Genomic DNA, 13,905 nt, shown 5'->3' on the forward strand with positions numbered 1-13,905 from the left:
TGCAGCCTGCGGATCTCCGCCCAGTCCTCCACGCTCAGCACCCCTCTCCACTAGCCCCAAAGGGCTCGAGGTGGGTCCGTTTTCACGCGTCGCCACTGGTCCAGTTTTCAGGCGTCGTCGTCACCTGGGCATCCCTCCCAAGGAGAGACGCCCAGGTCAACGTCGGAGCCGCCTGTCGGAATCGAACCGACGACCTATTCATTACGAGAGAAAGTCGGCCATGCGCTGATCATGAGCTACTGCGGCGCTCACCTGGCGAGTTCGTCTCTGAGCGTCCATGCGACTCCAGCGACGTACGCGCTGATTGTCACGCAGTTGGTCACTCACCGGACGTCGTCATCAGCGTGCCGGGCCGACCCGGATGTGAGTGTCCATGCCCATTCCCTTGTTGACCGGGTCCCATAGCTCGTAGGTTCCGTCCAGCAGGAGGACGGCCATCCGCCCAGTCGATCCCGGTGCCACCGTACCGGTGGTAGTCGTTGGCACGCCTTTACCGGAGATGGACAACGCGTGCGGCTTGTTTCCCTCGTTCTTGACGACGAAGAGGTACTTGCCGGGCGTGAAGCTGGTTTGGGACAGCTGGATGCTGTACTCCGCCTCGGTGACCGTCACCGTCGTCGTGGCCGAGGTCTGGGTGGCTGAGCCGACCGCGAAGACGCTTCCTACCACGAGACCCATCCCGGTCATGGTCAGTACCAGGCGTTTCGTGATCTCCATGGTCAGACCTCCTTGTGGAACGGAACCGTGAAGATTGCGCTGGTTAATATCTTGCATACGGATGGAGGGCGCGAAACCACAGAATGTCGACAATTGCCCTCCCCTGGACGTGGATAGGGATACCTTTAGTGATAAATATCTGAGTTATTACTCGGTTGGATTTCGCGCCGGTAACGTGCCCTGATATTGGGAACTTACTGACCGCAATTTCAATCCACAACACGTTACCGCTGACCGCTCTTGCGTGAGCGTTGACTTTTGCTTACCAGTGCGTATACGAGCCGCTGACCAACCCAAGAGCCCAGATACTTCCGCGCGAGCTGGACGGTTCCGGACTTGCGCGGGGGCGGGGCCTCATATGGTCGCATGTGGACTTGGAGGGCAGCCCCGATGCTGAGCCGCCGGTCCCCCGTCCATCATGGTGTGGCGTTCGGTCCGCGCCGGTGGAGACACCAAGACCAAGAAGTCACGGCGTACCCTCGCGCTTCCCAAACGGTGCGTCGAGGCGTTGCGGTTCCATCAGGAGCTTCAGCGGCAACAACGGAAGGCAGCCGGCCAGGCCTGGCGCGACCATGATCGGGTCTTCGCCTCAACGGTCGGCACCGAGCGCAACGCGAACAACGTGCTGCGGTCCTTCCGGGCCATCCTGCAGAAGACGGAGCTCAACCCGGATGAGTGGATCCCTCGTGAGATGCGGCATAGCTTCGTGTCGGTGCTGTCGGACTCGGGCGTGCCGCTGGAGGACATCTCCCGCCTGGTGGGACACAACAGCACCGAGGTCACCGAGACCGTCTACCGGAAGCAGATCCGGCCGGTCCTCCTGGCCGAGGCTGAGGCCATGGACGGCATCTTCACCGATGACGAGCCTAGTCACTCAGTTGGTCACTCACTCCATAGCGTGGTGGCGCCGCCCAAAACCGCGGCGAACACCAGCCCGCCGACGATCGGATCGACCATCAGCGCGCACCCGCCCCCGGACGGCCCTGCGGCGGGCGCTCATGCGGAGGCGTGATGCCGGTGACCGGCGGGCGAGCAACGCCCTGCCCCTGCTGGTTCCGCTCCCCGCGCGGATTGCTGCAGTCGGCCGCCCCCGACGGCGAACCAGCGTGGGTCCTGAGACGGTGCGAGTTGAGCGTCGGCTACAGACCACAGTCGTGCAGGGTAGGTTGCCCGGTACGGCCGGACTTCAGCAGTGCGATGGCGTCTGTCATCGCGTTGGGCCGAACCTGAGCGATGGGAGAGAACGGGCGGTCGAGGACGGCGAGCGAAGCGACTTCGATTGTCACCAGCACGGCCACTGCAGCGAACACTATGCGCCTGATGATCTTGGGTTGTGATTGAGAGTCGCCGATCAGCAAGAACATCAGCAGGCCGCCACTGACGAGCACGACAGCCCACAGGATCGCCGGTATTCGGGGTTGGGCCAGGAACAGGAGCTGCTGGCGCGCCTTGTCCGCGTCACTCAGGTCCGTGTTGACCTGTTGAGCTGCGGCCTGCGTTGCAGGCGAGTCCTTCGGAAGCGTGGTTCTGAGGTTACGCAGGCGATCGCCCCGCGCGACCGTGTCGGGCGCCTCCTGAGTGCTCCCCCGCTCTTGCGCCTTCCAGTCACGTTCGGCGACCGACCACATGTAACAGATGACCTCGCGACGCGCCGCTGTGCGCACCTGCGGCGAGAATGCGCCTAGGTCGTCGTACACCGCCACCAGGCTCGCCGGCTCCGACTGGGCCTGGGAACGGGCGTCAGAGTAGTGGTTGGTCGCGAATACCTGGAGCGTTGTGAGCAGGAATCCGAACAAGAACCCGACGAACAGGACGACGTTGGTGAACTGCCCGGACATGGCCGCCCCGCGCCGCTTCAGCCACCACGCCACAAGCCATCCGAGCGCGATGAAGCCCCAGAGAATGAGGACGTAGATCAGGATGGTGAGCATCTTCAGGCCGGCGGGATGCTCTGCTCGTACTGGAAGACGTTGTCAGGGTCGTACGTGCCCTTGATCTCGCGCAAACGGGCGTAATGGTCACCCCAGTAGGCGGTCTCCCAATCGACCATGCCCGGGTTCGGAACGTTGACGTACGCGCCGTTGACGTAGGGTCGCAGCGCCTGGCTGAACTCGGCGACCCAGGCCTGAGCCCTGGGCGTGATCGCGTCGCCACTCCAACCCGCGCCCGGCTCGGCATAGAAGAGCGCGTCGCGGTGCGCGAACGCGGAGCCCCCCGGCGGCGCGTTCTTAACCGCGCCGCCGAGGCTCGAGCAGAAGTAATCGCTCACCTCCGAGGGCGCGTTCTTCATGAACTTGCCGACGATATCGATCGCCTCCGCCGGGTACGGTTCGGTGACGAACTGCGAGAAGAACTTCCAGTTCTTTGCTTTCTCAACCGCACTCTTCGACGGCGGTTGGAGCCGGGCAAAGGTGTCGGCCCAGCTCCCGGCCTGGACGGAGACGTCGGGCTTGCCCACCGACAGCACCGGCGCTAGCAGTTCCTTGGCCTCGGTCGGCGACCCCGATTGCAGCACCGCCAAGAGGTCGATTCCGTCCGGACCGATGTCGAGCACGCTGCTGAGGCGCGAGTCGGTCGCCGGGGCCTGCCGCTGCCACGCGTCGAAGACACCCCGCAGGTCCTCGAAGCCATTCCACCGCGCCTCGAGCAAGCTGACCTGCCTGAGCGGGTGCATCCTGTAGGTGAAGGAGGTCACGATTCCGAAGTTGCCGTTGCCGGCACCCCGCAGGGCCCACAGCAGGTCCGAGTTGTTGTGCTCGTCGGCCATGATCACCTTGGCGCCGTCGTCGCCCGAGGGGACGACAACCTCGGCCGCCATCAAGTTGTCGCAGGCCATGCCAAAGTTGCGGGTGAGGAAGCCCAAGCCGCCGCCGAGCGTCGCACCAGCGAGCCCGACGGTCGCCTCCCCTCCGGTCGCCACGGCAAAGCCCTCCTCGCCGAGCGCCGTCACGACCTCACCCTGGGTGAGGCCCGCCCCGACGGTCACAGTACGAGACGCCGGGTCGAGCCGAGCGGACTTCATCTCACTGACGTCGATGACGATCCCACCGGACACATTCGACCAGCCCGCGAGGCTGTGGCGGCCACTGCGCGCCCGCAGTGCGACGTCGTTCTGGCGTGCCCAGGTGATCGCGTTGACGACGTCCTCCGTCGTGTTGGCGAAGACGATCACCAAGGGGTAGGAGCGGTAGAGCCCGTCCCAGTCGGTGCGAGCCTTGGTGTACGTAGGGCTGTCGGGGTGGATGACCCGGCCGGTGAGCTGAGCCGGCACGCTCTTGCCCGTGGTCATGAGCGGCACTTTCCTGTCATGGCAGTCAGACGGCTACCGCTCGTCAATGCGTGACGACGCTTGCGCCTCAGGGCTTGGGCTCGAGCGCCTCGCGGTTGAACACAAGCTGGCCAGGAGGAACAACCTCCCCGCGAGGGACCGGGCGTCCGTGTCACCTCCTGTCGGTAACCCCCAGGCTCGATCGGACCCTCGGCGCCCCCGGCTGGCTTCGTCACCGCAACCCCCCATCTCCCGATGTGCACTTTCCATAACAGGGGGCTCAAATGATGCTCGTGCACGCGCAAGGCATTGTCAAGAGGGCGCCGACCGATGCTGGGTGGCGGGACGTTACAGACATTCCGTGGTATTCCGTGGGCGATTACGAAAGTGGCCTGTCCGGGAATACCTACCTGAAATCTTGTGTCATTAAGGCGTAAGCACGGTTAGACAAATCCGGTATTTCGCCAGCGTCTGCGGCTATCCGTACAGCCGTGCCTGCCGATCAAGTCACGGTGCTGCCACCACCCAGGACCGGTCATCACCGCACCAACCGGACGCCGAGAAGCGCTCATCGCGGCATGAGCGGACGTTCGGCTGCCGGCGTTGCCAGAAGGGTGAAGATGCGGCCACTCGACCGTGTGGCCGCGTGCCGAATTCAGGGGACCAGGACAACGATCTGTAGTCCGTGTGAGTGTGACGCCGCGGTGAGCGCCGCCGCGGGGTCGTCGAGCCCGACGACCCGTGACGTCGAGCACCGAGAGGTCGATGACGCCGCTGCGGATCATCGACCACAGCTCGGACACAGTCGTGTCGCGGCACATCCATGACCCGCGCAGCGTCAGCCGGCGGTGCATGAAGTCGCCGTACGGGATCGGCAGATCCTGCCGTACCCCGCCGACGAGGGTCCAGGTCCCGTCGGGGCGTATCGCGTCGTATCCGGCCATCGTCGGGTCCGGACTCGGTACCGCACCGAGTGTGTCGACGACCGCGTCGACCGGTCCGGCGGCTGCCGCGATCGCCCGCCCGTCGACTCCGCGGAACTGATCAGCGACCTCGAGCGGGTCTACCGGCGTTCCAAGGACGCTGACAAGGAGCTCAAGGAGCTGGTCGTCTCCACCGGCACCACCCTGATGGACCTGCACGGCATCGGCCCCTCCGGCACCGCACGCCTGCTGGTCGAGGTCGGCGACATCACCCGGTTCCCCAACAAAGCGCACTTCGCCTCCCGGAACGGCACCGCCCCCATCGACACATCCTCCGGCGACCAGGTCCGCCACCGGCTGTCCCGAGCAGGCAACCGGCAGATCAACCGGGTACTGCACATCATGGCCACCGTCCAGCTCCGCAACCCCACCGAAGGGCGCGCCTACTTCGACCGGAAGAAAGCCTCGGGCAAGACATCGATGGAAGCGATGCGATCCCTCAAACGCCGACTCTCCGACATCGTCTACCGGCGCATGCTCAACGGCGCCCTCGCGCATACGACGACGGGCCCGGGAGGACACCGGGGAGCGACTACTGACTCCAGCGCGGCCGGCTCACATCCCCATGCCGGCACTTCGGACAAGCCACTTCCCCGACCCGCCATCACCCAGCCTACGACCGCCCTCAGCACGACTGCTTGACATAGAGGGGAGCCATGAGCGCACCGACCGGGAAAGACACGAGGTCAGCGACAGAGAGCATGGTGGCGGATCACGACGCCGTCAGCGCCGAGGAATCCGGCGAGCGGGCCGACCACCACCAGCACCAGCACCGCCACTACGACGGCGACCGCATGGACACCGAGCGCAACGGAACAGGCACCCGGCAACGCGCTCGGCGCTGACGGACGCCCCAGCGGTGCGGCGGCATCCCCGCCGCCGGGGGGGGTGGGCCGCGCACTCGCCGGCGGTGAATGAGACCAAAAAGGAACCGGAACGACGCTGGGCGCCCCTCCGTGGGAGAGACGCCCAGGTCAAGGCCGGAGCCGCCTGTCGGAATCGAACCGACGACCTATTCATTACGAGTACCGGTAAGAAATGTTCGGCAACGTCCGCCGGGGTACGTCCGGCCAGCTCAGACAGCTTGTGGCGTACCTCGGCGGACAGACCCGTATCCCGGCCTACATACGTCGGAATGAGACCACGTTTGAGACCGCTCTACGATCAGTAAGCCGACATCAACCTGTGCAGGTTGGTTGGTCCACGTCTCATCTCTCCGGTATTTCGTCAGCGTCTGCGGCTATCCGTACAGCCGTGCCTGCCGATCAGGTCACGGTGCTGCCACCACCAGGGCCGGTCATCACCGCACCAACCGGACGCCGAGAAGCGCTCATCGCGGCATGTGCGGACGTCTGCGAGCTTGTACATGCGGGCAGGGTCATGGAGGGTGGGCCGTTCAGCTCCAGATGATTGACACCGCTACGGATCTCATCGACGCAGGTGAGCTACCGGTCGCCCGGCGACTGCACTCCAGTCGATCCACACGCATACCTGAAGCGCGGGTACCGCTCCACCCCTTATTCGCTCGACCGCGCTAGCCATCGCCGAGGATAGTGATGCGCTATGAGTGACACGGAGGCCCGAGAGCGCCTCGCCCGTCTCATCGTCGACGCGCTCGAGGTCGGCACCACCAAGAACGAACAGGACGTGATCGAAGATCTGTTCTACTCGTTCGGGCTCGACTTCGCCACGTTGGCTCGCCAGTTCCCCCGAGACCGGTTCACTCAACAGAGAACCACCTTGCTTCGGGAAGCGGCTGCTGAACAACTGGCCGGTGCCGCGCCCACGACGGCCGTCCTGCTCAATGGGGTGGTGCGCTTGGGCGGCAGGTTTGTTTCGATGGTGGAAGAGATCTACCAACGCCTTGCACGGCACACCGCGACGACCACTGGTACCAGCGAGGCGTTCCGACTACGCCGATCCGACGTCGATGAGAGCCCGCTCACGATCAGTCCAGCCTTCCTGGAGCAGGTGCGGCGCCTCACGTCGACGTTGACGAGGATCGAGATTGGTCGCATCGACGTTACTGCCGTTCAGTCGTTTCTCGGGTCGGACAACGGGGAGTTTTTCGGGACGTGGCCGCCCCGCGATGCGAGTGGGAATCGGCTCGCCGATCGCATCTTGACTCTCGGATGGATCGCGCCTGCGGTGGCCGATCAGGGCACCAGTTCGGCGATGTGGGCGGAGGTCACCGATGCCGTCGCCACGGCGACGCGTGCCGCAGAACGGGTGGTCAGCATTGCTGAGTGGTTGGTACGCAGCTACCTCACGTCTCTCGACGCGTTCAGCGACGAGGATGGAGTCATCAGGTCGGCCGATGTGTTCACCTACGAAACCTCCAGCTGGATCACTAACCAGCTGGAACGCCAATTCAAAGAAGAGGCCGACCGCTATCGCAGTTCTGAAATACTGGCTGAATTGGCATTTCCACTACAGGTCACCGGCATCGATGAGCCCACTTTCCTCGGTTTGGACAGGCAGCTTGGACCAGTTCACGTTCCGGCGCCGGATCGGATCGGCGGTGGCACAGGTATGGGGATGCTCGCGGGGTTCGTAGCGCAGTGGCGCGACGGACACTGGAGTCACAGGTCCCGCGCCGAGTTGGAGCCGAAGCTGTTCAGTGACCCTCAGCACCTCACTCAATGGCTTGACACCCTCACGTCACAGTGCGACGACGCCGCCGAGTGGCTGGCGACCGAGGTCCTCCACCCGACGATTCCTCTCGACGTGACGACGCTGCTGGAGTCGGTGGAAGAATTCCTCAACCTTCCGTTGTGGCGACAACGGGACCTGCTCTACGAAGTCTGGGTACTGTGCGCGACGCTCGATGCCTGCGAGCACGCCGGTTGGCGGGTGCACTTGGCCGGCACGGCCGACGCCGACGGGGTCTGGGAGTTGCCCCGCAGGGAAGCCGACAAACCGGTTGGCCAACTGCTGCGGCAGTCGCCGTCGCCGACGTGTCTGGACGTGTGGCGCGAGCCGAGGCGGACTGCGGCGACGGGTGTAGTGACCCCAGACGTCACCGTGGCCACGCCAGCGCCCTACGCTCGCGAGTTGATCGTCGTCGAGGCAAAGGACCGCCGACGAATGCGGGGACGCGAGGCGCTGTCGCGCGCGGAGCGCTACGCGGCAGCGTTGTGTCCCGCAGTAACGTGGGTCGTCAATCACTGCGATTACAAGCGCGACACCGATCCGCTGGAGGAACACGGCACGGTGTGGTCGCGGATACGCCTCGCCGCGCAATTCCGCCCAGGGAATGTTCCCGCCGCCTTCACAGACACGATCCGGGCTGCCGTCACGCCTCCCGATGATCAGGCATCGGACGCCGGTCGAACCTAATTAGGCGTGTCCTGCCGATTAGTTGATCAGTTTTGGTTGATGTGTCGGGTGCTCGACGTGGTGAGCTGGCGGGCAAAGCCTGAGTCAACTTACCGCCCCGCGAAGCGTTGGTCGAGGAGGTCTACCGCAGCGAGCTCACCCGTCTGTGCGTCGTGGCCGAGCAACTGGGGGCCGAGCAACCGCCGGCCGATGCCATGCGCGAATGGATGCGCCGTTACCAGGACTTCGTCGCCACCAAACGCGGCATGGCCGAGGCTCTGCGCGCGGTGATCGTCAGCGGTGCGATCAGCTCCGGCCAAACCCGCGAACACCTCAACGGCGCCATCGCCACCATCCTCGCCGTCGACCGAACCGACGGCAGCCTGCGCGCCGACGTCCAACCGGCCGACGTCTCCGCAAGCACACGACGCCGTTAGCGCCGAGGAATCCGGCGAGCGGGCCGACCACCGCCAGCACCGGCACTACGACGGCGACCAATGGACACCCAGCGCAACGGAACAGGTACCCGGCAACGCGCTCGGCGTTGACGGACGCCCCAGCGGTGCGGAGGCATCCCAGCCGCCGGGGGTGGGCCGCGCACTCGCCGACGGTGAATGAGACCAAAAATGAACCGAAACGACGCTGGGCGCCCCTCCGAGGGAGAGACGCCCAGGTCAAGGCCGGAGCCGCCTGTCGGAATCGAACCGACGACCTATTCATTACGAGATCCGATACCAATAGTTCGCAGAGATCCGCCGATGTGCGTCCGCCCAGTGCAGAGGGGGCGCGTCGTACATCGGCGGACGAGCACGTCGCTCGGCTTACCGAAAGCGGAATGAGACCGCGTTTGAGACCGTGGCGGCTAGATCCCACGCCGGGTGGCCCGTCGACTCCTTGCTCCTAGCTTTGGGTGACCCTCGTCTCGGGTTCATTACAACCCGGGGCGAGTCGCCGCCCGTGCCGCCTCCCAGGCACACTACGTCCATGTCATCTTCCGGTGAGCTGCCCCCGTCCGTCGTCGCAAAGCTCCGGGCCTTCCTTCAACGCGGTGAGGCTCAGCTAGAAGCGATCGACGCCCTGCTGCGGCGCCTAGGTGTCGACAGTCTCAATACTGCGGATTTGAACCATGAAGACACCGAGATCCTCCTGGCTATCCATTCCGATGAGATAAGACACCAAACAATCAGAAAGGCACAGAGGTGGGTAGATGATCTCGACGAGTACGCGAGCGGTTATCTGCCAAAGGTAGCCCGAGAACGTATCACGCGGCATCCTACCGGAAGAAGCGGCAGCAATGCAGGAGACCTTATCGAGGATGCCCGCACTGCAATCCGCGACCGGGCGAGAGCCGTGAACGCCCTAATTGGAGAGGCCGTTCCCAGACCGGCGCGAGTTGAGCGAGACTCCACTGGCGGCTGGAACCATCTCCGAGATCTCGGCCTCGTCGACAGTGCCGTCCTTGACGGTTATCTGCGTGTCATGAGGACTCGTCGGACGATCGCACAGCGCCGGACGGCATTGGCGCCGCCAAGGAACTCGTAGAAGCAACGATGAAAGGGGCTATCCAATACATCGATCCCGGCGCCACTGGATTGGAAAAAGACAAGATGCCAGTACTACGGAGAAAGTTGCGAAACCTCATTCAGCAGGACCATTTCGCAGATCCTTCCCTAGGGGGGAAGGATCACGGCGCCGCCAGAATACTTCCCGGAATGAATAACATCATCACAGGCATCGCGGAAATCCGCAACGAGGTTGGATCGGGGCACGGCCCTACGGCACCTAAAGGACTTCAAGAGAGCCACGTGCTGCTCGTCGTAGATTCCGCATATACCATGACATGCTTCATCAGCGCGCGCATCAATGAACTCTCTAGCTGAAGCCAGTCGCATTCTATAAGCGCAACTCACCGCAACTCGTCATCGCTTATATATTCAGGAGCTCCCTAGCCAGTCGGCGGATCGCGAGAGCAGCATGTTGATTGGATACTTCCTCGACAGCCTGCTGGATATCAACCGGAAGCGTTTCCGCAATCTGGCTCAAACCTCGCAAAGCTAGAATGGGTATCAATAGGCCATCCGATTTCACGAGCTCGACCAGACGCTTAATAACTGCCGGGGATACGCTTGGTCGAGAAACCACCCTCGCGAGCACCCGACCTGCCTCAGCGCGAACTGCAGGAGAATCGTCGTGACTAAGCTGAAGCAGTAGTACACCTTCCCATGACTGTTGGGGAGATCTAGAAAGAATCACCTCTATGCAACGAACGGCTTCAATCTTTGCATCGAACCTGTTAAGCCCAGAAAGCTCAGTTACAGCAGAAAGGATCTCTTCCGGCGACATCAGCGAGAGAGCGGCACCTGCACGAACAGCCGCAGGGAGCACGGGCGCAGGTGCAGGATAGATAACCGACTGGCGATCGGAAAGGTTGATGACATTTTGCCATCCCAACCGAAGCCTTGCGAAATCCGGCACCGGCAACCTAGGAACGGTCTGAGAAATCCGGTCCAGAGCCGCAATTTTGTCTCTGGGAGAAACTGATTGGTCTAGCAGAAGATCAACGATCGGCCCCCATAGTGATTCCACGTCGAACTGATGCGCCACCAGCACGGCGAGTTCACCGGGATCATACGCCCCGACGGAATACACACCGTTAGCGGCAGAGTTGCGGATACTTGCGATCGCGTCCTTACATGCCTCAACAGCCTCGCGCAGTTCTGAGCGATTAGCCTTCAAACCTTGGCTATGTTCGATGATGAGACGGGAGGCTAGTTCCAAACCAGAAGGGCGTGGCAGACTTTGTTTCGCCACAACAGGGCCTTGAATCGCAATGACAAGCGCCTCCGCTATAGGAAGCAAATTTTCGCCCTGATGATTGTTATGCGCCCATTGGGCGAGTGAGTCCTTTAGGGCCGCCGGCATACTTCGCCAATTGATGGCCTGGACCACCTCAGCCACGGCGTAGTTCAAGGGCTGATCTATTGTGTGGGCCGACGCGAGCAACTGATGGAGATCCGAGCCGACGACGCTATCGACCTCCGGATGGCCCACAAACTTCCTTATTGTCCGCCACGCTTCATCTTCGCGCGCCCATGGAAGTACGCGAGTTCCCGAAAGCCCTGAAACTTCTTCATGCTCCGCATAATTGAGTGCACCTTGAACTGCACGAACAAGTTCTTCGGGCGCTAGAAATTCCGCCGCTGCCGCGATTACCGCCAAGTCGCAACCTGAAACTTTTTCAGGGAACGACGAACGATTTATGATTTTTCGAGCCAGCTCAGCGATTGATCTATTGGGACCTTGTGCCCTGATCCAGCGCAACGCACTTTGCAGCGAATCCTTCGCTCCCGACCGAAAGATAACATGCAAAGCTTCAGCAAGTTGCTCGCCATAGTCCTCACTGTCTGGACGAGCATGAAGAAATAGAAGTTGCCCAAGCGTGGCTCTGTTATCCCGCACGCCAGAGATGTCACCCGACAACTCAGCACTCAAAAGCGAAGATTGAATCGGCCCGATGACTCGACTTCCAAATCCCCGCGCATCGCGAACGGTATCTGCATTCGCCTGTTGTTTGAATTGGTCGCGGACATGAATAGAGAGTGCGCCCGCTTGCCGACTATCCGCTTGCACAGATAGCAAAGATGGGCGTCCTTGCACTAGGGATACCCACGTGCGCCCTTCGAAGTCTTCGAGCAGTGAGATTGCAGATAGGGCACTGCGGTCGATGTATTCAGCCATATCCAACTGGACTTGCTGCGCAGACCAGCCGATAGCTTTGGACATTGAGAACGACTCAAGTCCTTCAGTATTACGATCTTTGAGAATATGCAGCTTGTCGCGAACTTCATTAGCTACTTCTAGCGCTTCTTGACTTCTTCCGCACTCTATAAGGCGCAAAAGCCTTTGTTGCATAAGTGCGGCTTCTATCAGCGCCAAACTGCCACTGTAGTCGTTATGTCTGAAGCTACCTGTTATCCAGTTCTCGTGGACACTACCGATAAACTCGACTGCTCGCTCTGCTGAATCTTCTACCGAATACGCATAGCTAGCCCATAGCGCCGCGCACGCTGCAGCACCGAAAGGAACGCGCCTATTAACGGCCAATCCCGTCAAGGCTGCGAGTGATCCTTCATGCTCATCTTCGACTAGAAGAGAGAATACCGATGACAGGATTGAATCTTCCCAATCGTCGACATCAAGCGCCTCCCGTTTCCGACTGAAGTCGGCAAGCCGAAGCTGTGTAAGAAGCGCGAGCATTCCGGGCGCTGTTGCCTCGTCAGATGAAAAGTTGGGGTGCGGCGCGATAGTCCTAGGCGTTACACCACTGGCGATCCACTCAATGCCGGTTACACTCCGCCTAGCCAACGCTTTCCCCCTCCTATGTCTTTACTGCGGGCGATCAGCGTTTCTGAATCGTATCCCTCATACAAAGCCGTTGCTTGATTAGGTCTAGATCTTCGTCGAGTCACTATCTGTATCAGCGGTTCAGTCTCAGCCCTTAGCTCCGCCGGCGTGAGCGGCCTAAGCGAGTGCCGGTGGTACAACACTTTAGAAGGCGGCCATCCCTTGGTGATGTCTTCCACAGTGACTGTAACGTCCGATCGCCCACAGGCAGCCACACTCAATCTCATCGCGGGATTCGCCACTTGCTGATCACACAAACGCCTCAGCGCCGTAGATACTTCCCGATGCCCGTGGGCAGTGGCGGGATACGCCAACATTACTAGCGAAGGAAGACCGCGGGGCTGTGTACCTACATCCTGGAGGGCGACGACGGAGGGTGGGAAGGAATCAATCGCATCGAGGAAAGAAACCTCCCATCTTGGATCAAGGCCTGATATCGCATGCCATTCGACAATCGCGGCACCGTGCCCCATAGCGTCCTGAAGGGTCACTTCCCCGTCCCTCGAGCAACCAAGATGGAGGACCTGGGTATGTAGAGAGTTACTGAGCCTGACCCTTGTTCGCATGCGCCAGGCGGAATCATGAGTTTTATCGACGAGCTACTAGACTCTAGCGCCTTGTCCTCGATGCGCGCAGATATACTACCGCTCAGCTTTGGACATACCTTTTGAATATCGCGGTAACCTTCTGAGGTAAGCACTAGCCGGAAGCGCTTCGAAGCACTGGGGGAATCAACCGCGATCGCCACTAGCATAACTACAGTCAGGATGCCAGCGGCGAGCGATAGGAGACCCCCCAGGCGCAGCCACGATCGGATTGTGGCTGTCATTGCCTGTACTGTTGACTCGAAGTCCTTGTCGTCTATGACCTCTAGACTTGAGTACTGAGATCCTCTAACATACGCGGCGATACTCAGGACGAAAAGCAGGACAGCACCAGCTGCGGCTGCCTTCGGGATACGCGCCAGTTTGTCGTGATCCCCTAGTACGACTCCGGCAGCAATGATTCCGGCAACCGTTGTTACATGGTTCGCAGCGGCCTGAGCGCGCGCCCGATAAAGCTCGGGCACGGGCCGGACCTCTTGGTCGCCCAGTCCCTTATCTGGCGCCGCCATGAGGGCCGCCCTTCGTGTCACAGCCGCCTCGTTGTCGTTCTGAGGAGTGTAGACCCATCCGGGGGTCAAGGTCCGGCATCGAGTGGTGATGGCCTCAAGCT

General features: G+C 61.7%; 12 protein-coding genes. 7 read left to right on the top strand and 5 right to left on the bottom strand.

Translation table 11 applies throughout. The features are described from left to right. Positions 1 to 339: 339 nt before the first annotated feature. Entirely contained in the window at positions 340 to 717 is a 378-nt protein-coding gene (locus NE234_RS20530) for a hypothetical protein (RefSeq protein ID WP_252782087.1), read from the bottom strand. Positions 718 to 1,135: 418 nt separating this feature from the next. Here NE234_RS20530 and NE234_RS20535 point away from each other — a divergent pair, with 418 nt between their 5' ends. Continuing rightward, positions 1,136 to 1,729 (top strand): tyrosine-type recombinase/integrase, encoded by a 594-nt coding sequence (locus NE234_RS20535; protein WP_406567035.1) that lies wholly within the window; start codon positions 1,136 to 1,138, stop codon positions 1,727 to 1,729. A gap of 127 nt (positions 1,730 to 1,856) precedes the next feature. Here NE234_RS20535 and NE234_RS20540 read toward each other — a convergent pair whose 3' ends face one another. The 3 genes from NE234_RS20540 to NE234_RS45985 all read right to left on the bottom strand — a co-directional run bounded on the left by NE234_RS20540 (position 1,857) and on the right by NE234_RS45985 (position 5,202). Continuing rightward, complete coding sequence (locus tag NE234_RS20540; protein WP_252782089.1) at positions 1,857 to 2,648, bottom strand: bestrophin-like domain; 792 nt, start codon at positions 2,646 to 2,648, stop codon at positions 1,857 to 1,859. 2 nt (positions 2,649 to 2,650) lie between these two features. Continuing rightward, positions 2,651 to 4,006, bottom strand: coding sequence for an FAD-binding oxidoreductase (locus NE234_RS20545; protein WP_252782090.1), 1,356 nt, complete (start codon positions 4,004 to 4,006; stop codon positions 2,651 to 2,653). A gap of 422 nt (positions 4,007 to 4,428) precedes the next feature. Continuing rightward, positions 4,429 to 5,202, bottom strand: a complete 774-nt coding sequence (locus tag NE234_RS45985; RefSeq protein WP_406567036.1) for a zinc-binding dehydrogenase — start codon at positions 5,200 to 5,202, stop codon at positions 4,429 to 4,431. Between NE234_RS45985 and NE234_RS45990 the strand changes: the two genes are divergently transcribed. From NE234_RS45990 to NE234_RS20575, 6 genes are all read left to right on the top strand, one after another. Next, on the top strand, positions 5,116 to 5,610 hold the full coding sequence (locus NE234_RS45990) for a transposase (protein WP_256529115.1): 495 nt from the start codon (positions 5,116 to 5,118) through the stop codon (positions 5,608 to 5,610). The genes NE234_RS45985 and NE234_RS45990 overlap by 87 nt on opposite strands. A 62-nt stretch (positions 5,611 to 5,672) precedes the next feature. Further along, on the top strand, positions 5,673 to 5,813 hold the full coding sequence (locus tag NE234_RS20555; protein ID WP_252782092.1) for a hypothetical protein: 141 nt from the start codon (positions 5,673 to 5,675) through the stop codon (positions 5,811 to 5,813). A 718-nt stretch (positions 5,814 to 6,531) separates the two neighbouring features. Continuing rightward, complete coding sequence (locus tag NE234_RS20560) at positions 6,532 to 8,307, top strand: hypothetical protein (RefSeq protein WP_252782093.1); 1,776 nt, start codon at positions 6,532 to 6,534, stop codon at positions 8,305 to 8,307. A 107-nt stretch (positions 8,308 to 8,414) separates the two neighbouring features. After that, the gene (locus NE234_RS20565) at positions 8,415 to 8,723 is read left to right on the top strand and encodes an SbtR family transcriptional regulator (protein WP_252782094.1); all 309 of its coding nucleotides are present in this window, start codon (positions 8,415 to 8,417) and stop codon (positions 8,721 to 8,723) included. Positions 8,724 to 9,270: 547 nt separating this feature from the next. Continuing rightward, on the top strand, positions 9,271 to 9,828 hold the full coding sequence (locus NE234_RS20570) for a hypothetical protein (protein WP_252782095.1): 558 nt from the start codon (positions 9,271 to 9,273) through the stop codon (positions 9,826 to 9,828). A gap of 8 nt (positions 9,829 to 9,836) precedes the next feature. Continuing rightward, positions 9,837 to 10,166, top strand: a complete 330-nt coding sequence (locus NE234_RS20575) for an abortive infection family protein (RefSeq protein ID WP_252782096.1) — start codon at positions 9,837 to 9,839, stop codon at positions 10,164 to 10,166. A 46-nt stretch (positions 10,167 to 10,212) separates the two neighbouring features. Here the strand turns inward: NE234_RS20575 and NE234_RS20580 are convergent, their stop codons facing one another. Next, positions 10,213 to 12,543, bottom strand: a complete 2,331-nt coding sequence (locus NE234_RS20580; RefSeq protein ID WP_252782097.1) for a hypothetical protein — start codon at positions 12,541 to 12,543, stop codon at positions 10,213 to 10,215. Positions 12,544 to 13,905: the final 1,362 nt, after the last annotated feature.

The sequence above is a fragment of the Actinoallomurus rhizosphaericola genome, assembly GCF_024055675.1.
Lineage (GTDB): Bacteria > Actinomycetota > Actinomycetes > Streptosporangiales > Streptosporangiaceae > Actinoallomurus > Actinoallomurus soli.

Bases quoted from the DNA above. Each gene is read 5' to 3' on its own strand.
- NE234_RS20540 (WP_252782089.1), bottom strand. From the start codon at position 2,648: ATGCTCACCATCCTGATCTACGTCCTCATTCTCTGGGGCTTCATCGCG.
- NE234_RS20570 (WP_252782095.1), top strand. From the start codon at position 9,271: ATGTCATCTTCCGGTGAGCTGCCCCCGTCCGTCGTCGCAAAGCTCCGG.
- NE234_RS20545 (WP_252782090.1), bottom strand. From the start codon at position 4,006: ATGACCACGGGCAAGAGCGTGCCGGCTCAGCTCACCGGCCGGGTCATC.
- NE234_RS45990 (WP_256529115.1), top strand. From the start codon at position 5,116: ATGGACCTGCACGGCATCGGCCCCTCCGGCACCGCACGCCTGCTGGTC.
- NE234_RS20575 (WP_252782096.1), top strand. From the start codon at position 9,837: ATGAAAGGGGCTATCCAATACATCGATCCCGGCGCCACTGGATTGGAA.
- NE234_RS20580 (WP_252782097.1), bottom strand. From the start codon at position 12,543: ATGCTCGCGCTTCTTACACAGCTTCGGCTTGCCGACTTCAGTCGGAAA.
- NE234_RS20560 (WP_252782093.1), top strand. From the start codon at position 6,532: ATGAGTGACACGGAGGCCCGAGAGCGCCTCGCCCGTCTCATCGTCGAC.
- NE234_RS20535 (WP_406567035.1), top strand. From the start codon at position 1,136: ATGGTGTGGCGTTCGGTCCGCGCCGGTGGAGACACCAAGACCAAGAAG.
- NE234_RS20530 (WP_252782087.1), bottom strand. From the start codon at position 717: ATGGAGATCACGAAACGCCTGGTACTGACCATGACCGGGATGGGTCTC.